At 72.0% G+C, this 19,967-nt stretch carries 16 protein-coding genes; 6 read left to right on the forward strand and 10 right to left on the reverse strand.

Annotated elements, in window-relative coordinates; genetic code table 11:
- On the reverse strand, positions 1-212 hold a 212-nt coding region (locus tag AC07GB_RS33655), incomplete at its 3' end, for a hypothetical protein (protein ID WP_361847717.1).
- A 196-nt stretch (positions 213-408) separates the two neighbouring features.
- On the opposite strand from AC07GB_RS33655, the gene AC07GB_RS33660 reads away from it, so the two are divergent.
- The 3 genes from AC07GB_RS33660 (at position 409) to AC07GB_RS33670 (ending at position 4,767) form a co-directional block, all read left to right on the forward strand.
- Positions 409-939: a PH domain-containing protein gene (locus AC07GB_RS33660; protein WP_478852205.1), complete on the forward strand. Its 531-nt coding sequence runs from the start codon at positions 409-411 to the stop codon at positions 937-939.
- Complete coding sequence (locus AC07GB_RS33665) at positions 936-2,495, forward strand: PH domain-containing protein (RefSeq protein WP_478852207.1); 1,560 nt, start codon at positions 936-938, stop codon at positions 2,493-2,495. Before AC07GB_RS33660 ends, AC07GB_RS33665 begins: the two co-directional genes overlap by 4 nt.
- Before the next feature lie 76 nt (positions 2,496-2,571).
- On the forward strand, positions 2,572-4,767 hold the full coding sequence (locus tag AC07GB_RS33670; protein ID WP_478852209.1) for an MMPL family transporter: 2,196 nt from the start codon (positions 2,572-2,574) through the stop codon (positions 4,765-4,767).
- A 111-nt stretch (positions 4,768-4,878) separates the two neighbouring features.
- Here AC07GB_RS33670 and AC07GB_RS33675 read toward each other — a convergent pair whose 3' ends face one another.
- Positions 4,879-5,160, reverse strand: a complete 282-nt coding sequence (locus tag AC07GB_RS33675) for a DUF5988 family protein (RefSeq protein ID WP_478852211.1) — start codon at positions 5,158-5,160, stop codon at positions 4,879-4,881.
- A 120-nt stretch (positions 5,161-5,280) separates the two neighbouring features.
- The gene (locus tag AC07GB_RS33680; RefSeq protein WP_478852213.1) at positions 5,281-6,027 is read right to left on the reverse strand and encodes a hypothetical protein; all 747 of its coding nucleotides are present in this window, start codon (positions 6,025-6,027) and stop codon (positions 5,281-5,283) included.
- 176 nt (positions 6,028-6,203) lie between these two features.
- Between AC07GB_RS33680 and AC07GB_RS33685 the strand changes: the two genes are divergently transcribed.
- A complete protein-coding gene (locus AC07GB_RS33685; RefSeq protein ID WP_478852215.1) occupies positions 6,204-7,862 on the forward strand; it encodes a flavin monoamine oxidase family protein in 1,659 nt (552 codons plus the stop codon).
- Between the two features lie 85 nt (positions 7,863-7,947).
- On the forward strand, positions 7,948-8,367 hold the full coding sequence (locus AC07GB_RS33690; RefSeq protein WP_478852332.1) for a cold-shock protein: 420 nt from the start codon (positions 7,948-7,950) through the stop codon (positions 8,365-8,367).
- An 88-nt stretch (positions 8,368-8,455) separates the two neighbouring features.
- Here the strand turns inward: AC07GB_RS33690 and AC07GB_RS33695 are convergent, their stop codons facing one another.
- From AC07GB_RS33695 to AC07GB_RS33720, 6 genes are all read right to left on the reverse strand, one after another.
- Entirely contained in the window at positions 8,456-11,635 is a 3,180-nt protein-coding gene (locus tag AC07GB_RS33695; protein ID WP_478852217.1) for a M20/M25/M40 family metallo-hydrolase, read from the reverse strand.
- A gap of 220 nt (positions 11,636-11,855) precedes the next feature.
- Entirely contained in the window at positions 11,856-13,268 is a 1,413-nt protein-coding gene (locus AC07GB_RS33700; RefSeq protein ID WP_478852219.1) for a helix-turn-helix domain-containing protein, read from the reverse strand.
- 132 nt (positions 13,269-13,400) lie between these two features.
- Complete coding sequence (locus AC07GB_RS33705) at positions 13,401-13,733, reverse strand: antibiotic biosynthesis monooxygenase family protein (protein WP_478852221.1); 333 nt, start codon at positions 13,731-13,733, stop codon at positions 13,401-13,403.
- A 186-nt stretch (positions 13,734-13,919) separates the two neighbouring features.
- Positions 13,920-15,107, reverse strand: coding sequence for a 3-deoxy-7-phosphoheptulonate synthase (locus tag AC07GB_RS33710; RefSeq protein ID WP_478852334.1), 1,188 nt, complete (start codon positions 15,105-15,107; stop codon positions 13,920-13,922).
- A 62-nt stretch (positions 15,108-15,169) separates the two neighbouring features.
- On the reverse strand, positions 15,170-15,844 hold the full coding sequence (locus tag AC07GB_RS33715) for an O-methyltransferase (protein WP_478852223.1): 675 nt from the start codon (positions 15,842-15,844) through the stop codon (positions 15,170-15,172).
- An 83-nt stretch (positions 15,845-15,927) separates the two neighbouring features.
- Complete coding sequence (locus AC07GB_RS33720; RefSeq protein WP_478852224.1) at positions 15,928-16,731, reverse strand: hypothetical protein; 804 nt, start codon at positions 16,729-16,731, stop codon at positions 15,928-15,930.
- A 555-nt stretch (positions 16,732-17,286) separates the two neighbouring features.
- Between AC07GB_RS33720 and AC07GB_RS33725 the strand changes: the two genes are divergently transcribed.
- The gene (locus tag AC07GB_RS33725; RefSeq protein ID WP_478852226.1) at positions 17,287-18,933 is read left to right on the forward strand and encodes a class I adenylate-forming enzyme family protein; all 1,647 of its coding nucleotides are present in this window, start codon (positions 17,287-17,289) and stop codon (positions 18,931-18,933) included.
- 20 nt (positions 18,934-18,953) lie between these two features.
- On the opposite strand, the gene AC07GB_RS33730 is transcribed toward AC07GB_RS33725, so the two are convergent.
- Entirely contained in the window at positions 18,954-19,829 is an 876-nt protein-coding gene (locus tag AC07GB_RS33730) for a LysR family transcriptional regulator (RefSeq protein ID WP_478852228.1), read from the reverse strand.
- Positions 19,830-19,967: the final 138 nt, after the last annotated feature.

A 19,967-nucleotide genomic window follows, 5' to 3' on the forward strand; every position in this document is an offset into this window, starting at 1 on the left:
CCCAACACCAACAACGGCCACACCCGCCGCACCACCAACACCACCACCACAACCACCTGCAACCCCAACCCCGCCCACGGCCCGAACCGCGGATGATCCTCTCGGGGAAAGCCGCTCCAGAAGGCGACGAAGACGTTGAGTGCGATGAGTGCGGCGACGAGGATGGTGTCCTGAACGGCGCTGCGGCCCAACCATCGAATCGGCCCTATCACGCGGTCACCCTAACGGCGCCCACGCGCCGCATACGCACATGTGGTCCATAGGACACAAGGGAGCGTACGAAAGTGGGTAGCGCGCCGCCGAAGTTGCAACCTTGGTCGCTTCCACTCCACACGAACCGCTCTGCCTGCTCCGCCGCCCCGCTTGTTTGGCTGGTGTCACGAAGACAGCCGAAGGGGCGGAGGAGCAGTGCCACACGAGACGCGGCAGCCGGTGCCGACGCCGGACGTGCCGCACGCGCCGGGCGCGCCGCGCCCTGCCCGGCGCCTGGACCGCCGCGCCGTCCACTGGTGGACGACGCAGAACCTGCTGGTCGTCGTGCCGGTCCTCGCCGCGCTCGCGGCGGTGGCGCTGCTGCCCGACGCGCCGTCGTGGCTGTGGCCCCTCTTCGCAGTGCTGTGCCCCCTCAGTGTCGGCTACGCGCTGCTCACCCCCTGGTACCGCTACCGCGTGCACCGCTGGGAGGCCGGTGACGCCGCGGTGTGCGCCGCGTCGGGCTGGCTCGTGCGGGAGTGGCGCGTCGTGCCGTTCACCCGCATCCAGACCCTGGACACCAGGCGCGGCCCGCTCATGCAGCTGTTCGGCCTGTCCGCGGTCACCGTGACGACCGCGTCGGCGGCGGGCCCGGTCACCATCGCGGGCCTGGACGACACGCTCGCCACCACCATGGTCCGCGACCTCACCGAGCGGGTCCGCGCCCTGCACGAGGACGGCACGTGACGACGGCGACGAAGGGCCCCGACGTGCCGAGCCCGCCCCGGACACCCCCGGCGCAGCCGTGGCAGCGGCTGCACCCGCGCATGGTCGCCGTGAGCGTCAGCTGGCTCGCGGGCCCGGCCGCCGCCCTGCTCGGCACCATGTTCCTGGCCCGCGACCTGCTCAACGCGCACGGCTTGATCGTGCTCGGCTCCTACATCGTGGTCGCCGCCGTGCAGGCCGGACACGAGTGGGTCCGCTACCGGACCACCCGCTTCCGGATCACCGACGGCCAGGTCGAGCTGCACGCGGGACTGTTGTTCCGTACCGACAAGTCGATTCCGCGCGACCGCGTCCGCAGCGCCGACGTGACCGCCAACCCCGTGCACCGGCTCTTCGGCCTCGCGGCCGTCAAGGTCGGCACGGGACAGCACACGGGCAAGAGCGAGGATGACGAACTGGTCCTCGACGGCATCTCGCGCGCCCAGGCGGTCCAGTTCCGGGCCCTGCTCCTGAACCGCGGCGGCCCGGACGCGGCCCCCGCCCTTCCGGTGCCGCTCGCGAAGCTGAGCTGGTCCTGGGCCCGGTACGCGCCGCTGACCGTCACCAGCCTGGCCGGTGTCGTGGCCGTGGTCACCGGTGGCTCCAAGCTCCTGGACACCCTCGGGCTCGACCTCACCGACAGCCGCGTCGCGCGGGGCGTCTGGGACCGGCTCGACGCGCTGCCGGTCGCGGTGGCCGTCACCGCCGTGGCGGCCGTCCTCCTCGCCATCGGGGTGGCCGGCTCCCTCGTGTCCTTCGCCGAGGCGTGGTACGGGCACCGCATCGAGCGGGAGCCGGAAGGCTCCCTGCACCTCATGCGCGGCCTGCTCACCTCCCGTTCGGTGTCCGTGGCCGAGCGGCGCGTCTGCGGCGTCGAACTCAGCCGGCCCCTGCCGCTGCGCGCGGCCGCCGCCGCCCGGCTCACCCTCCTGGCCACCGGCCTCGGCGGGCCCGCCGCCCGTTTCTCCAACCCGGCGCAGCTTCTGCCGCCCGCGCCCCTGGACTCCGCGCACCGGGTGACGGCCGACGTCCTGAACGAGGCGTCGTCGCCGATCGCACGCGTGGCGCTGCGCGGTCACCCCCGGCCCGCGCTGCGCCGCCGTCTGGTGCGCGGTTGCCTGCTGGCCCCGGCCGGAGCCGCCGCTCTGGCCGGGGCCGGGACGGCGGCGGGAGCGCTGCCCTGGTGGACCGCCGCCGCGGCCGCGCTGACCACCGCGGCCTGCGGCTATCCGCTCGCGCGTGACGCCTACCGCGGCCTCGGCCACGCGCTCAGCGGTGACTACATCGTCGTACGCCACGGCACGTTCGTGCGCCGCACGGTGGCGCTGCGGCGCGACCGGATCGTCGGCTTCACCGGCAGACAGTCGTACGCCCAGCGCCGCGCCGGACTGTTCACGCTGACCGCCACGACGGCGGCCGGGAAGGGCGCCGTCCGGATCTACGACGTGGACGTGACCGAGGGGCTGCGCTTCGCGGAGGAGGCGCTGCCCGGCCTCGTCGCCCCGTTCCGCGCCCCGGAGCCCTCGCCCGCCGGGTGACCCCCCAAACCCCCTGAAAGAGCAGAAGAGCAGCAGACCAAGTACTCCGGAGCGCTCCGGAGTGGAGGAAGGAACCGTGTTCAAAGCCCTAGGACGTTTCGTCGTCGGCCACCGGTGGCTGGTGATCATCACCTGGCTCATCGCCGGGGCGGCCGTGATCGGCTTCGCGCCGTCGCTGACCACCACATCCGACCAAGCAGAGTTCCTTCCCAAGCACTACGAGTCGATCCAGGCGCAGAAGATCCAGGAGAAGGCGTTCCCCAAGGGGTTCAGCCCCTCGGCGATCGTGGTGTTCACGCGCGAGGACGGCAAGGCCCTGACCCGCGCCGACTCCGCGCGGGTCGACAAGGTCGGCAAGGCGCTGAAGGCCAAGAAGTACGAGAAGGTGGAGCAGGTCATCACCGCGCCGCCGTCGCCGCACAAGAAGGTGCAGACGGTGATGGTGTCGATGGCCGACGTGAAGGCCGGTGACAAGGGCCAGCAGCACGCCGTCGAGGACATGCGGGACGACCTGAAGCCGCTGGTCGCCGACTCGGGCCTGAAGGCGGGCGTCACCGGTGACGCGGCCACCCAGCTCGACAACGAGGAAGCCTCCAAGGAGGCCGACTCGCTGATCTTCCTCGGCACCATCGGCCTGATCATCGTCCTGATGACGATCATCTTCCGCAGCCCGACGATCACCATCCTCACCATCGTCGGGATCACCCTGGTCTCACAGGTCGCCAACGGCCTCATCGCCACCTGCGCCAAGGTGTTCCACCTCAAGGCCGACAGTTCGGTCTCGTCGCTGCTCATCGTGGTGCTCTTCGGCGTGGGAACGGACTACATCCTGTTCCTGATGTTCCGTTACCGGGAGCGGCTGCGGCTCGGCGAGGACCCGAAGACCGCCATGGTCTCGGCCGTCGGCCGCGTCGGCGAGGCCATCGCCTCGGCCGCCGGCGCCGTCATCGTCTGCTTCCTCGCGCTCCTTCTCTCCTCGCTCAGCTTCCTCGTCTCGATGGGCCCGGCGCTCGCCATCGCCATCGGCGTGACCCTGATCGCCTGCCTCACGCTGATCCCGGCGATCATCTCCCTCATGGGCACCAAGGTGTTCTGGCCGTCCAAGTCGTGGCAGCGCGAGCCGCGCGCGGCCCGGTTCGGCGCCCTCGGCCGGTCCGTGGCCCGCCGCCCCGGCCGGTTCGTGGTCGGCTCCGGGCTCCTCATGATCGTCCTCGCCCTCGGCGCCCTCGGCTACAAGCCGACGTTCGCCAGCCAGGAGGACGAGAACTCCAAGAAGGAGTCGCAGGTCGCCCTGCACGCCATGAGCAAGGACCTGCCCGCGGGCAGCACCAACCCCAGCACCGTCCTGATGCGCTCCACGAACGGCGCGAAGCTCAAGGAGGCCGACATGAAGGCCTTCGTCGCGCAGCTCAAGCAGGTCAAGGGCGTCGGTGACGCCTCGCGCGCCCAGCTCAGCAAGGACGGCAGGACCGCAGAGTTCAACGCGGTCCTCACGATGGACCCCAACGGCCGCGAGGCCATGGACATCGTGCGCGGCCCGCTGCGCACCGCGGCCCACGAGCAGGCACCGCCCGGCACCGAGACCAAGGTGGGCGGCGTCACCTCGGTGTTCGTCGACATCAACAAGGCCGTCAACCGCGACTTCTCCGTGGTCTTCCCGACGGCCGCCGCGCTGATCATGCTCATCCTCGGCCTGCTGCTGCGCAGCGTCGTCGCGCCGATCTATCTGATGGTCTCGGTCGCGCTCGGCTTCGGTGCCACGCTCGGCGCGAGCGTGATCCTCTTCCAGCAGATCGAGGGCCAGTCGGGCCTGACCTTCTTCCTGCCGGTCATCATGTACTTGTTCGTGGTCGCCATCGGCACCGACTACAACATCCTGATGGTCGCGCGCCTGCGGGAAGAGGCGAAGGAAGGGCTCGGCCCGCGCGAGGCCACCGCCAAGAGCATCCAGCACGCGGGCCCGACGGTGGCCGCGGCCGGGGTGATCCTCGCGGGCACGTTCGCCTCGATGCTGCTCGCCAGTGACGTCTCGCTCGCCCAGATCGGGTTCGCGGTCGCCTTCGGCATCATGATCTCGGCCTTCGTGATGGCGATGTTCTTCACGCCCGCCCTCACCGCCCTGTTCGGCCGGGCCGCGTGGTGGCCGCGCCGGATCAGGCCGGACACCCCGGATCGGGGCACGCCCCCGCACGGCGGCTACCAGCATCCGGTGCCCGCCCAGGGTGGCTCGCCGTACGCGCAGTACCCGCCGCAGCACGGCCGGCGCGACTGAGCGCCTGACGCGTCCACGGAAATCGCGCCCCACCGCCGATGCGGTGGGGCGCGATTTCCGTGGGGGATCGAGGAGGAGGAACTCCGTAGGACTCAGCGATTACTCGGCGGATTACTCGGCGATTTTCGTACGGCCCACCCAGCGCAGCTTCAGCGGGTCGGAATCCCCGCCACTCGCCGGTGCGTTCACCCGGGCCCCGCCGACTCCGGCCGGAGCGTCGATGAACTCATAGTGCTCATAGCCGTTTCCGTGCCGGATCTTGACCTTCTCTGCGGAGCAGATCACGTCATGGAGATCGCCGAGGACGACGGTTCCGGAAAGGGTGCTCGGGCCGCCTTCGAGGTGGACGGGATTCACTGTGATGGCGGAGATGCTGGGGTCGATTCCTCGCATGGGTCACCTCTCGTCTTGGCACCTCGGACTCGGAGTGATTGTTCTGCGGCGAGCGGCCTTCGGATAGCCCTCCGGCACCCCTCAATGACCCCTATGTTTTCGCCGTCAGGGCACGGGGGTTCACGACCGCACAGCGGCAGGGACGGGCTCCGGGTGGCGCCGGTGCCCGTTGAGCCCCGGGCGGGGCGGCTGCTCGTCGTCGTCCGGGGCGGCCGCGAGCGCGCTGAACTTCTCGCCCAGCGGCTGGATGACGTTCTTCTCGACCTCGTAGTAGTTCGTGAGCGCCGACAGGGGCACCCGGCGCAGGTGCCAGCGGCCCGTGAGGTTGCAGCCCACCGCGGGCCGGGGCGTGAAGTGCCCGGTCAGCCAGCCCTGGTGCTCGCCGTCGAGGGTGTGCTCCAGACGGAAGTAGTTGAACAGGCTCTGTGCCGTGGTGCGGACCGTCTCACCCGGGTCCTGCGGCCGGGGGTCGGCCACGCCGAACCAGCACTCGGGCTCCCCGGCGTCCTTCACATAGGCGTCGTTGAAGCCGAGCCACGGCCAGACGAAGGCGATGTGGCGCGCGTGCGCGGTGCTCACGTCGTCGGCGCGCTGCCCGTCCGCGATCCGGTCGCCGTCGATGTAGAAGCGCCCGAGCCAGCTCGGCAGCCACAGGTAGTACGGGTACGAGCTGTCGTCGGAGAGCAGATAGCTGTTGGCGTTCGAGAACAGTTCGTTCCCGGCTATGGGACGCAGCCGCACACCGTACTCCGGCAAGCTGAAACGCACACTGAGGACTTCGAAGAACGACCGTACGTCCTGGAAGTAGGCGGCCAAGGTGTCATAGGCGTGCGCGGTTTCGGCGGCGACTTCTTTACGGAAGATCATGGGTATCTCTCCAACGCGCTGAGGCGGTGCTTTCCGGGTTCGCGAGTCACCTGGGAACCCGAATGTGCTAAGACGTCTGCGTGAGCGCGACTGTAGATCACCAGCAGAGTGCGGTAAACCATGCGAGGGCAAACACGGTGACGCCCACTCAAGAGCCAGGGCCCACCCCTACGTTGGTGGACACGGCGATAGTCGGGGCCGGTATCGGCGGCTGTTTCCTGGCCGAGAATCTCGCCCGCCGGAGGAATGCGGAGGACAATGCCCCAAGCGGTCACGTGGCCCTCTTCGAGCGCACGCACCGGGTGGGCGGACGGCTCTGGACCGTGCGCGTGGGGCAGGGGAGAGGGGCCCCCGTCGCCGACCTCGGCGCGATGCGCCTGCACCGCGGGCTCCGGCGGGTCCTCGACGTCGTGGCCCGGGCCGGGCTCGCGGGCGACCTGGTGCCCTTCGACTTCGGGCGCCCCGAGAACCTCGTCCACGTCCGCGGAGTGACCCTGCGGCAGCACGAGCTGGCCGACGCCACGAAGGTCCCGTACGACCTGGCGGATGCGGAGCGCGGCCTGCACCCCGCGGACCTCGTGCGGCACGCGGCTGACACCCTCGTGCCCGGCTTCACCGAGCTGCGCCGGACCCACCACACGGCCCGCGAACAGGGCGACGCGCACCGGGCCGCACGCACGGCCGCCGCATTCCGCGCACTCCGGGACCGAGCAGTCGTCGGCGGCCTCCCGCTGTGCCGGACGACCTACGCCGACGCCCTCAGGGCGGTCCTCGGCGCGGAGGCCGTGGCGCTCCTGCACGACACCGGCGGCTACGACGTCGGCTTCAGCCGTGAGAACGCCGCCGAGCAGCTCGGCCTGCTGTTCCGCACCCCACCCGACGCCGAGTACGTGACGCTGCGGCACGGCATGCAGCGCCTGCCCCTCGCCCTGTGCGACCGCTTCACCGCGGCGGGCGGCAGCCTGCGCCTGGGGCACCGGCTCCTGCGGATCGACCGCGCCGAGCCGGGCGCGGCCCGGGCGGCGGCTGCACGCGGCGAGCCCCCGCCCCGCTACCTGCTGACGTTCGCCCTGGAGGACCCCCGGGGCCGCGCCACCGGCGAGCACGTGCGCGTGCACGCGCGCACCGTCCTGCTCGCCCTGCCGCCGGGGCCGCTGCTCCGGCTCGCCCAGGACGGGCTGCCCTTCACCGCCCGGCTCCGCGCGGACCTCGCCGCGGTCGAGGCCGTGCCCGCGCACAAGCTCTTCCTGCTGTACGAGACGGCGTGGTGGCACCGCCTGGGCATGACCCGCGGACGTGGCACGACGGACCTGCCCCTGCGCCAGCTCTGGTACGGCGGCACCTGCCCGCCGCCCGCGGCCTCCGTCACCGACGGCCCGGCGCTGCTCCTGGCCGCGTACCCGAGCGGACCCGCCGCCGAGGCGTGGCACGCCGTCGAGCCCCGGTACTCCACCGGGGGCGGGCCCGACCCGGCCGCCCCCGTCCCCGGCGCGGCCACCGTCGAGCGGGCCCACCGCCTCGTCGCGCGCATGCACGGCCTGCCCGGCCTCGCGGCCCCGCTGCTCGCCCGCCGGCAGGACTGGAACCGGCCGCCGCACGACGGGGCCTGGCACGTGTGGCGGCCCGGGCACGACCCCGAAACCGTGGCGCCCCGCGTGCGCAGACCCCTGCCCGGCGAGGCGGTGCACCTCGTCAGTGACTGCTGGACACCCGACCCCGGCTCGATCGAAGGAGTCCTCTCCTGCGCCGACGCGGTGCTGCGCGAGCTGGCCGGGGAACGGGGCGACCACGGAGCGGCAGGGGGTGCCCTGGGCGGCCGCGACCGGGCACGGTAGGTTCCTCGTAAAGATTCAGTCATCGGCGGGGGCCCGCGCAGGGTGGACCTCCGGTGCGGTTGTGGCGAGGTGTGGTGGCATGGGTGTGCTGACGGTGGGGAAGGTCCTGCGGTTCGACGAGGTCCGCGGCTACGGATTCATCGCTCCCGAGACGGGCGACGAGGACGTCTTCATGCACGCGAACGACCTCGTGGGCGAGAAGTACCTCTACCAAGAGGGCAGCGTGGTCGAGTTCTTCATGGAGATGGGTGACAAGGGACCCAAGGCGTCGAACATCCGCCTGGTCCACCAGTCCACCTCCCACCAGCTGCCGCGCGGCGGCCTCGCGGCCCGGGCCGCCGCCACCGCGCCCGACGACGGCGAAGTCTCCCCGGCCGACGAGTTCACGCAGGAGCTGACGGAGGCCCTGCTCGACTCCGTCGGCTCGCTGACCGGCGACCAGATCAAGCGCGTGCGGGCCTGTGTGCTCGAACTGGCGCGGGACCACGGCTGGGTCGCCTCCTAGCCCGTGGAGGGCGGTGGGGTGCGCGCACCCCACCGCCCTCGTCGTGTCACCGGGGTCCCGTGCCGGGACTACCGGTCACCGCTGACGCTCAGATGGCCTCCCACAGGGCAGGCACGTTCGGCGGCTCCCAGCCCGGGTAGGCGGTGTGGCCCTGGACGCAGCGGTAGCGGACTCCTTCGTACGTCACGATGTCCCCGGCCGCGTAGGTGGCGCCCAGCTGCCAGGTGGTCTCGCCGCCGCCGGGCACGGTCAGGGTGTACGTGGTGGTGTGGCTGACCTGCCCGGCGCCCGTGAAGGTCAGCGTGTACGTACCGCCCACCGTGCCCGCGGCGACCTCGACGGTGGCGGTCGACGACTCGCCCGAGGTGACCGACTCCGGGCTGAGGGTGACGTTCACCCCTGCCGGGGCGCCCGTGGCGGAGAGCTTCACCTGCTGGGCGTTTCCGCTGGTCGTGGCCGTGGCGACGGTGACCTTCGCGGAGGATCCGGGCTCGACCGTGCCCGCGGCCGGGTCGGCCGAGATCGAGAAGTCGTCCGTCGGGGCGGGCTTGTCGCCCACGGACGTCTTCCAGATCGTGTAGGCGACACCGTCCGCGCTGCGGTTGAGCGCGGTGGCGGCGATGTTGGCGGTGGTGTCACAGCCGGAGTGGTAGCAGGGGTCGTAGGCACGGCCCGCGCTGCCGCCCCACTTCGCGGCCTCGGCCGCGGACTTCGTGGCCGATGCGCCGGTGGCGTAGCCGGAGGTGGGGATGCCGACCTGCTGGAAGGACGCGTCGTCCGACCGGCCCCGTCCCTCGACGTTCTCCTGCGGGGCGAGGTTGAGGGACGTCCAGTACTCCTTCATCGGCGCCGAGGCCGCGGAGTTCAGGTTGTTGATGAAGTAGCCGGCGTTGACCGAGCCGACCATGTCGAAGTTGTAGTACGCCTTGATCTTGGCGCGTTCGGTGCCGTTGAGGGTCCTTGCGTAGTAGTCGGAGCCGTTCAGGCCCTGCTCCTCGTCGGTCCACCAGGCGAAGCGGACGCGGTTCTTCATGGCGGGGTTGTTCTGCGCGAGGGCGAGGGCCGCCTCCAGGATCGCGGCGGAGCCGGAGCCGTTGTCGTTGATGCCCGGGCCCGCGCTCACGCCGTCGAGATGCGCGCCGAACATGTAGACGTTGTCCGCCTTGCCCTGCGGCCACTCGGCGATCAGGTTGTTGCCCGCGCCCGCGGAGCAGCCGGAGGCGCACGTCTGCTCGGTGACCTGGTATCCGGCGGCCTCCAGCTTGCCCTTGACGTAGGCGAGGGAGGCGCGGTAACCGGCGCCGGTGGCGCGGCGGTTGCCGCCGTTCTGCGAGGCGATGGTGTTGAGCTGCGTCAGGTGCGCCTGCACCTTGGCCACGTCGATGTCCGGCGGAGGCGTCGGGTTGCCGCCGCCGCCCACGGTCAGCGTGTACTGGGCGGTGTGCGTCTTGGTGCCCGCGGTGCCCGTGACGGTGATCGGGTAGGTGCCGGCCGCGGTGGACGCCGTGGTGGTGACCTTCAGGGCGGACGTGGAGCCGGAGGTGACGGTCTCGGGGTCGAACGAGACGCTCGCCCCGGTGGGCGCGCCGGTGGCGGTCAGCTTGATCTGCTGGGCGCTGCCGGTGACGGTCGTGGTGGTGACCGTGGCCGTGGTCGAGGCGCCCGGCTCGACCTTTCCGGAGGCCGGACTCAGGCCGAGTGAGAAGTCGTCCTGCCGGCCCTCACAGGTCGGGTCGCCGGTCTGGGCCGGGACGCTGACCGCGTCCCAGGCGGCCTTGGTGGCGTTGAACAGGTCGCAGCTCGCGTCCAGGTTCTTCGCCGAGGTCAGGGTGGCGGTGCGGTAGCGCTTGTACGTCATGCCGCTGGTCTTGAGCAGCATGGCGCCGTAGAAGACCTTGCCGGCGTTCTTGGCGCCCACGCCCGTCACCTGCTTGCTGTTGCAGGTGGGGCTGGTGGGCTTGCCGCCGCCGGGGTTGGAGCCCTCGGCCAGCAGGTAGAACCAGTGGTTCATCGGCCCTGCGGCCTTGTGCTCCTCGGTGCCGGGGATGGAGGCCGAGTAGCAGTTGGGGTCGTTGTTGACCCGGCTCGGGTCGTACATGTTCCGGATCGGGCCGCGGCCCTGGAGGTTGACCATCTCCCCGACGGTGTAGTCGGGCGTGTCGTAGGGGGCGGCCTGGTTGATGTACTCCTCGGTCAGGGCGCCCATGATGTCGCCGGTGGCCTCGCCGAGGCCGCTCTCGTTGTTCGCCCCGCCGGGCGTGTTGGAGTCCAGGCCGTGGCCGAACTCGTGGGCGACGACGTCGACGCCGGCGATCCACTCGTTCGCGCTGTTGTGGCCGATGGTGACGGAGGAGCCGTCCCAGTAGGCGTTGAGCTGGTTGAGGCCCACGCGCACCGGCCAGCTGCGGCCGTTGCCGTCGTGGCCGTTGCGGCCGAACCACTCCTTGAACATGTTCCACTGCTTCTGCGCGGCGAACATGACGTCGACGCACCCGGTCTCCCGGCTCTTGGGATCACCGGTGCCCCAGTCGTCGGTGGCCTTGGTGAACAGGCCGCCGCTGTAGTCCGAGCACTGGAGGCCGGGCCGGGTGGTGTCGCGCAGGACGTAGTTGGTGCCCGACCGGGAGGTGTCGATGGTCAGCGGGCTGGGGCCGTTCCACTTGCTGCGGCCGGTGCCCGCGCGCACGTCGTCGTAGGTGTCGACGACCTTGCCGGTGAGCGCGTCGACGAAGACGTGCAGCCTGCTGGGGTCGCCCGCCTTGGTCCTGCCGGTCAGCACGGTCTCCCAGGCGAGCGCGGGCGTGTCCTTCGCGACCCGGACCACCAGGCGCTCGGAGGCGACCTTCGTGACCTTTGCCAGCTCGGCCCGGCTGGTCCTGACCGCCTGCGCGGCCTTCACCTTCGCCCGGATGGTGAGAGAGATCCTCGCCTCGGTGGCGGAGTGCACGGACCGCACCTTGCCCTCGCCGTCGGCGAGGACGACCGCGTCACCGCCCACCACCGGCAGACCGCGGTAGGTGCGCTCGTACGCGACGGAGTAGAGGCCCTTGCCCCAGGGGATGACCTGGTGCCGGTCGTACTGTTCCTGCGGTCCCTTCGCGAGCGAGTCGAGGCCGCTCCGCGCCGCCTGGTCGGCGGCGGCGACGGCCTTCGCGCGGGGGTCCGGCTTGCCCGCGCCAGGCGCGGCCGAGGCGAAGGTCGCGGGTGCCACCACCCCCCCGAGCGCCATGGCCAGGGTTATCCCGGCCGCTGCGGATCTTCTGAGCATCACGGCTCCTTGTGAGAGGTGTTGAGGCTCTGCCGGCCAGGGGGAGCACGTGTGCGTCAGTGTCCGCGGTCGCGCGATCCGCTCCGCTCATAAACTGACAGTGACATGACATTCCCATGGCTGGCGGAACCCTCACACCGGCCCGGGCCGCGGTCAATGGATCGCGGGTGCCCGGCACACCTTGTCAAGAACTGGCAAGCGCGCCGGGCCGGGCGCCGCCTCACTCCGACACCTCCCGCAGCCGTTCCCGGTACTCCCGCACCTCCGGCAGGTCACCCCAGCGCCCGACGAGCCGGGCGTGCAGCCCGCGCAGCTCGGCGGTGACCATCAACTCGCGCGCCCGTACGGCCTCCTCCAGGACGGGCCGCGCCAGGGCCACCGCCGCGACGGGGTCACCGGCGCACGCCCAGCTGTCCGCGAGGCGCAGGGTGAGCAGCAGCCGCGTGGTGTGCCTCAGGGGCGGAAGCAGCGCGTACGACCTGGCGGTGGCCTCGATCGCGCGGCGGGCCGCGGCGCGGTCGCCCGTCACCACCGCGAGGTCGCGCAGCGCCCCGCCGATCGCCGACTCCAGGCGCAGCACCCCTTCGGCCCCCGAGAGCCAGGGCGCTTCCAGGCGGTCCCTCTGGTCGAGGCGGGCGAATCTGCGCCGGGCCGTGGAGATGTGGCGCCGGCACGCGGCGGCGTCGTGGCTCAGCGCGTACGCGCGCGCCTGGTACAGGTCCGCCAGGGTCGCCATCCAGCGCCGCTTGGCGTCCACCGCCCCGATGGCCTCGGCGTACACGAGCATCGAGGCGGCGTCCCCGTCGAGCCGGACGAGGGTGCACATGTCGCTGAGGAGGGTCGCGCGGGCCTCGGCGTCCTGGACCGCGTCCGCCCAGCGCAGGCCGTGCCCGAACCAGGCCATGGCGACGCCGCTCTGCCCCCGCTCCATCCGCAGGCGCCCGGCGACCTGCGCGTACTGAGCGGCGAGCCGCAGCTGGCCGTACGGGAGGCGGCCCGTGGAGTTGACCGCCTCCGCCCAGCGGGCCACGCCGCGCAGCAGCCGTTCCACGGTGGTGGTGCACGCGTCGGTGGCGTGGACGAACGCTTGGCGGATGAGGCAGGCGAGAACGGCGGTGAGCCCGTGCAGCAGCTCCACCTCCGCGCCGGCCACGGCACCGGCGCGGTCGTACGGCCTGGTCAGCCCGTTCAGGAGGTCGGTCACCGAGCTGGGGTCGGGCGTCGCGCAGCCCACCGTGCCGTGCAGCGGGCAGACCAAGCCCTCGTCGGGCAGCCGTGCGGGCCACTGCTGCGCGGTCAGGGGAACCTCGTCGCCGGGGGTGTCCGCTCCGGGGATCGGGGAGAACAGGGTGGGCGCCGTCAGGGAGCGGCCGGGCACGCGTGGCGACGGGCGCGGGCTCGCGATGGCCGCAGCCAGCTGTCCCCCGGTCCCCAAGAGCGCGTCGAGCCTGCTCACCAGGTCGAAGGGCGGCTCCCGCAGCCCGCTCTCCAGCCTGCTGATGAAACTGTGGTGATAGCCCACCCGCCGACCGAGCTGCACCTGGGTGAGTCCGGCCCGCCGCCGGTGGAAGCGCAGCTGCCGCCCGAACTCCGCCCACCCCGGGTCGACCGCCTGTGACACGCCGACGGACATGGCCCCTCCCCGACCGGGCTCCCCCTGGGGCCAGTGTGACAGGGGAGGTTGATACTTCCCATACCCTTATGGCGTGCGGCACTTGACGCCACCAGGAATCAGGAGCTACCGGCCGGTTCGGTGGGTGAGCCGTCAGGCCTCCGGGTGGTGGACGGCGAAGACCGTGTACGTGTGCGGGTCGGGCGTGCCGAGCGCGGCGGCCCGGTCCCGGTACACCTGGACGTCCGGGTCACCCATGGTGGCCTTGATGTCGGCCTTGCTGCGCCACTGCGCGAAGTAGACGAGGCGCTTGCCGTCACGGCTGGTCATGATGTTGACGGAGATGCAGCCGGGCCGGTGGCGGATGAACTTCTCGGCGCCTTCGCTGAGCACCTCGGCCAGCTCCCGCTGGTTCTCCGGCTCCACTTCGAACACGTTGATCATGGCGAAGGTGCCGTCGTCGGTGCGGATGATGGTCTCGGTCATGGGGGCACGTGCCTTTCGTCGTCGATGGTTACGGTTGCTGTCTCGTCGGGGACGGCTCGGGGGAGGGGTGGCGGGAGGACGCCCGGCGAGAGAACGCCCGGCGGGAGGACGCCCGGCGGGAGGGCGTCCGGGGCCGTCCCTCGGAGCGGACGCCCGGCATCCCTCAGCGAGGGCGTCCGGCATCCCTCAGGAAGGAGCCGTGGCCCACGCGCGGGCCACCTCGACCGCCTGCGCCGGGTTGAGCCGTGGGTCGCACAGGGACGCGTGGGCGGTCGGGGCGGCCCCGGCGTCGAGTTCGGCAGGGTCCGCCCAGACGCACTCGGTCACGTCGTGCGGCGTGGTTTCGAGGTGCAGCCCCGCGGGCGTACCGCCGGCCGCCGCCACCGCGTCCAGGAACCCGTGGACCTCCGCGACCACCGTCCGGACCGAACGGACCTTGCCGCCCGAGGGCGCCTTGACGGTGTTGCCGTGCAGCGGATCGCACAGCCACGCCACCCGGTGCCCGGCCGAGCGCACCGCGGTGACCAGCGGCGGCAGCGCGGTGCGGACCTTCGCCGCGCCCATCCGGGAGATCAGCGTGAGCCGCCCCGGCTCCCTGTCGGGGTCGAGCCGGGAGCACAGGGCGAGCAGGTCCTCCGGCCGGGCCGCCGGCCCGACCTTGCAGGCGACCGGGTTGGTCACCCGCGCCAGCATGCGGGCGTGCGGACCGTCCGGGTGGCGGGTGCGCTCCCCGATCCACGGCAGGTGCGTGGAGGCCAGCAGGACGTCACCGGCCGCGGTGCGCCGCAGCAGCGGCAACTCGTAGTCGAGCACCAGCGCCTCGTGACTCGTCCACACCGGTGCCCCGGTGGGCAGCGTCCAGTCGCTGGTGCGCTGCCGCAGATACGTCACGGCGCGATGGGCGGCGTCGTAGCACTCAAGCAGGCGCCGGGGGTCCGGGCGGCGGGCCGCGGCGGTCGGTTCGGGGCCGTTGACCAGGTGGCCGCGGTAGACGGGCAGTTCGACGCCGTCCACGCGCTCGGTGGTGGCGCTGCGAGGCTTGGCGAACTGGCCGGCGATCCGCCCGACGCGCACCACCGGCCGGCCGGTGCCCGCCACCATCACCCCGGCCAGCGCGTCGAGGAGGCCCGCTTTGCGCATGACCGTCGCCGGTTCGCACTCGGCCGGGTCCTCGGCGCAGTCGCCCGCCTGGATCACCAGGTAGTGGCCGCCCGCGGCCTCGGCGAGCAGGGTCCGAAGGAGCCGGACCTCCTCGCCGGTGACCAGGCCCGGAAGGCGGGCCAGCTCGGCGCGGGCCGCCGCGACCGGGACGGAGTCGGTCCAGTCCGGCTGCTGCGCGGCCGCGCCGAGGCCGCGTGGGAAGTCCTCGTCCAGATCGTGGAGGGCGACCTCGACGGCGAACGGGCGGAGCGGATGTCCGGGGCGCGAGAGTCCGATCACGGGAGCCGCCGTGCCATGGTCAGACCGTCGGCGACGGCGAGCATGACCAGCTCCACGCGCTCGTCGTCGCGGGCGTGCTCGTTGAACGCGTGCACGGCCGCCGCCTTCTCACCGGGGAAGTCGTCGATCACCTGGCCGCTGAAGAGCGTGTTGTCGACCAGGATCAGCCCACCGGGCCGCATCCGCGGGACCAACTCCTCCCAGTAGTCGACGTAGCCGGGTTTGTCGGCGTCGATGAAGGCGAGGTCCAGGTACGGCTCGGCGGGCAGGGCGCGCAGGGTGTCCACGGCCGGGCCGAGCCGCAGCTCGACGCGGTCGGCGACACCGTCGCGGATCCAGAACTCCTGGGCCAGCGCGGTCCATTCGGCGGAGACGTCACACGTGATCAAGGAGCCGCCGGTGACGAGACCGCGGGCCAGGCAGAGCGAGGAGGAGCCGGTGAACGTGCCCACTTCGACGACGTTCCGGGCGCCGAGCAGCCGCACCAGGAAGGTCAGGAGCGCGGCCTCCTCGGGAGCGACCACCATATGTGCCTGATCGCAAGTCAGTTCCCGTGTCCGCGACGCCAGTTCGGACAGGAGCGGGTCGGGGTTCATCCTTCCCTGGGTGAGCAGATAGTCGTGCAGCTCGGATGTGAGCGCGATGTTCCTGAGCGTGTCGTTCCGCAGCACGGGGTCTCCCGATGGTGGTGAGAAAGAGGGGTTCGCGGGGCGGAGCGAAGGGCCGGCCCCGTGGGGTGCGTCCGGCGGGCGGTTCAGGAGGCCGTGCCCCTGGCGGCCAGCCAGTCCGCGTAGACACGGCGGACCGCCTCGGCCGGACGGGAAAGACCGGCGGTCGCGGCGCGCAGGTCGCCCGCGCAGTGCAGTTCGAAGCGCCGCTGGCCGGGACAGTGGTGGTTGCGGACGAAGTACGTGACGGTGGAGCCGTGGGGGCCGCCCTCGTGCGGGTTGTGTCCGCCGCCCTCCCACAGCAGCCCGGCCTCGGTGCGCCAGGTGGTGACGAGCCGGGACAGCAGGGGCGGGGACGGCCGGGCCAGCACGAACGCGGTGTGGTTCTCGAAGCCGCACGCGGCTTCGGTGGCCGCGATCCCGTCGTCGAATCCACCGCTGTCACGGGGGAGGAGGAAGACCTCCACCGCGGCGTGCCGCCGTCCGTCCGGCAGGCGGAGCCGCAGTCGGGTGATGTGCACCTCGCACTCCGCCGGATCCAGTCCGTGGCGCTCGGCGAGGCGGGCGCGCACCACGGTGCTGGGGACGGTCGGCGAGGGAGCGAGCCCCCGCGACTCCAGGTGACGCAGCCCCGCCTCCAGGGTGCGGGGGAACAGCAGGACCGCGCAGTGGTCGAAGACGCACTCGCGCTCGGTCAGCGCCGCCGCGGTCCCGTGCGGCGCCAGCGGCGCGACGAGTGCGGACGCCGGCGCCGTACTGGCGAACCGGGCGTCACGTATCACTTCCTCCAGGCGGTGCAGATCCGTCTCGGTGAACGCCCCCGCTCTGGCCGAACCGTCGGCACGGCGGGTCTTTTGCTCGGCGATTCCACAGGAACGTACGAAAGTCATTGGTGCCCCCTTCCGTGGAGCTTCCGGAATTCTGTGACGGAATCCCGCACCGAGGCAAGGGCGTTCAGATGTCAGCCGTGTTCTTGGTGCTCGAAAAGCGCGTACGCGCCACCAAGGCAACCCTGTCACCTGGGAGAACGTGAAAGTTTCGACGGTACCGATGACATGGTTCGGCAGGAGCGATCGATCTGCTGGAGACATTTCTCGTGAATTCCGGAAGCGGATTCCCCCCTTTCTGTATTGATGTTCCTTGTCGACCGAGAAGCCCTCGCCCGCGAGCCTTCGCCCGGCAAGCTGCGATGACGTGGGTGGCGGAGGCGATTCCGCAGAGGGGCGGCAGTGATGAGGGCGACGATCCGCGGGTGAAAGCCGGGTGAAGATTCCTCGTGCGGCGCTGGCGAAGCCCCTGTATGGGAATTCCTTATCGCGCGCCGACGGCGCGCGGCCCATAGGGATTCCTTATCGGGTGGCGCTGGACGAACGGATCGGGCGCCGCACAGAATCTGAATGCGCGAGACAGCGTCCGCATCGCACTGCCGCTACGGAGGTTTCTTTGTGAACGCTCCCCCTGTCCGTACGAAATCCCCGCCGGTGCCCCGCACGTTCACCGCCGCCCTGGAACGCGCGGCCGCCTGCCGTACGGAACCCGCCCTATGGGACAGCGACCGGTGGCGGACCTGGAGGGACTGCCAGGACCAGGCCGAGCGCACCGCGGCCGCGCTGCACCGGCGCGGCCTGAGAGGCGGCGACGTCCTGGCGGCCAGACTCCCCAACTCCTGGGAGCTGGTGGTGCTGCACGCGGCCGCCGCCCGCCTCGGCACCTTGCTGCTGCCCCTGCACTCCGCCTACGGAACCCGCGAGACGCGGCGGCTCATCGAGCAGTCGGGCGCGGTCGCCCTCGCCGCCACGGCGGTCGTACGAGGCGAGGACCGCGGGGAGGAGATCTCCCTCCTGCGCGAGCGGTGCACCGGGCTGCGGCACCTGTGGGTGTCGGGCACGGGCGCCGCCCCTCCCCGGGCCGACGATCCGCCGGACCTGGCGGAGTTGTTCGACGAGGAACCAGGCCCGGACGCGCCGCTGCCGCCCGCGCCGGCCGACCCGCGGGCCCCGCTGGTGCTGCTCGCGTCCTCGGGGACGACCTCCCGGCGACCCAAGCTGTGCGTCCACAGCCACGGCGGGCTCCTCGGCAACGCGGCGGCCGTGGCGGCGGACGGCGGCTTCGATGCCACCGACACCATCGTGTCGGCGAGCCCGCTCAGCCATGCCTTCGGGCTGCTGTCCGTCCACCTCGCCCTGGTCACCGGCGGAGCCGTCGGCCTGGTCGACCGCTGGGAGCCGGCCGGGTTCGCCGCCGCCCTGGACGCGGTCGGCGCCACCACCATCTTCGCCGTACCGGCCCAACTGCGTGACCTGCTCGCCCTGTCCGGGAAGGACGCGGGCCCGCGCACCCCGACGCTGCGGGAAGTACGCACGGGAGGCGCGCCCGTGCCCCGCGAACTGGCCGAAGGCGTACGCCGCACCCTGGGGGCGCACCTCGTCGTGCAGTGGGGGATGACGGAGGTCGGAGCCGGCACGTACACCCGCGTCGGCGAGCCGCCCGAGGCGGCCGGGACCGTCGGACGGCCGTCCTCCGGCGCACAGGTACGGATACGGCGTCCGGACGGCGAGCCGGCCGCAACCGGCGAGACCGGTGAACTCCAGTACCGCAGCCCCCACATGTTCCGCGGCTACTACCGCGAACCGGAGCTGACCCGGGCCGCGCTCACCCCGGACGGCTGGCTGCGCACCGGCGACCGGGCCGCGCTGGAACCGGACGGCTCGGTGGTCTACCGGGGCCGCGCCGACGAGCTGATCAACCGGGGCGGCCTGAAGTACAGCGCACTGGAAGTGGAGGAACTGCTCGACGACCTCCCGCAGTTGGCGCAGCACGCGGTCATCGCGCGGGCCGACCCGCGACTCGGCCAGCGCGCCTGCCTGGTCGTGGCGCTGCGCCGAGGCGAGCGCGTGACCCTGGACGACATCACGAGCCACCTGGCGGCCAAGGGGCTCGCCACCTACAAACTCCCCGAACAACTCGTCGTGGTCGACGAGTTACCCACCACGGTCACCGGCAAGACGGCCCGCGCCCGACTGCGGGCGATGCCCCTGCCACCCCTCCCCGCGCGGCCCCCGCGGCGCGGCACGGCCGGGCAGCGCCGGTGAGCGGCGAGCGCCGGACCGCCTCAGGAGGCCAGTTGACCGCGCAGCACCGACTGGAGCCCGGCCAGGTTCGGGTTGGACGAGTTCCGGTCCAGCCACGTCATGGTGAGGGACGTACGCAAGGACGCGTCGTCGACCTCGACGACGGCGATCTCGCCCCGGCCCGCCTGCGCCCGCACCGCGAGGGACGGCAGCAGGGCGCAGCCCATGCCCGCGGCCACACACGCGCTGAGGGTGCCGATGCTCGACACCTCCGCGACCGGCTCCTTCGCGGTCGGCCCGGAGAAGGAGTCGTCGAACATCTGCCGGAAACCGCAGCCGTGTTCGGTGGCGAGGAAGGGCTCCGCCGCCAGCTCCCCGAGCCCCACCCGCCCGCGGGCGGCCAGCGGATGGTCCGGCGGGGTGATGACCACCAGCGGCTCCTCGCCCAGGGTCTCGGCCCGCAGCCCCGCGTCCGCCGGGGCGTCGCCGAACGTCAGGCACACGTCGAGGTCACCCCGGCGCACCGCCTTGTACAGCTCGCCCCGATTGTCCTGGGTGATCCGCACCCGCGCCTCCGGATGGAGCGAGCGGTAGCGCGCCAGCACCTCGGGCAGCAGATACAGGCACACCGTCTCCAGCGCGCCCACGGCGATCTCCGAGTCCGGTCGGCTCACCGCCCAGCGGGCCTCCTCCATCAGCTTGAGGATGCGCTCGGCGTACTCCGACAAGGCCGCGCCCTGCGGCGTCAGCCGGATCTGCCGCTGCGAGCGGTCGAGCAGCTCGACCCCGAGATCGCGCTCAAGGGCCTGGATCTGGTCGCTGACGCTGGACTGCGCGTAGTGCAACTCGCGTGCCGCCCGGGTGACGCTGAGCGTCCTGGCGACCGCGTCGAACGTCCGAAGATGCCGCAACTCCACGTCCCGGCCCCCCTCTCGAACATCGATCGGCTGAGCCGATGCTACCCATAGGGCATTCCCGTCGTCACCGGCGGCAGCGCGCCTTTCCGTTCCGCTTGAATGGAATGCGACCCCCGTGAACTCCCTTTCTACGGCGGC

The organism is Streptomyces sp. NPDC045778 (assembly GCF_056431945.1).

Excerpts from the sequence above, each read along its gene's own strand:
- AC07GB_RS33675 (WP_478852211.1), bottom strand. The coding sequence starts at position 5,160 with ATGCGAGGAATCGACCCCAGCATCTCCGCCATCACAGTGAATCCCGTC.
- AC07GB_RS33695 (WP_478852217.1), bottom strand. The coding sequence starts at position 11,635 with ATGCTCAGAAGATCCGCAGCGGCCGGGATAACCCTGGCCATGGCGCTC.
- AC07GB_RS33700 (WP_478852219.1), bottom strand. The coding sequence starts at position 13,268 with ATGTCCGTCGGCGTGTCACAGGCGGTCGACCCGGGGTGGGCGGAGTTC.
- AC07GB_RS33680 (WP_478852213.1), bottom strand. The coding sequence starts at position 6,027 with ATGATCTTCCGTAAAGAAGTCGCCGCCGAAACCGCGCACGCCTATGAC.
- AC07GB_RS33720 (WP_478852224.1), bottom strand. The coding sequence starts at position 16,731 with ATGACTTTCGTACGTTCCTGTGGAATCGCCGAGCAAAAGACCCGCCGT.
- AC07GB_RS33705 (WP_478852221.1), bottom strand. The coding sequence starts at position 13,733 with ATGACCGAGACCATCATCCGCACCGACGACGGCACCTTCGCCATGATC.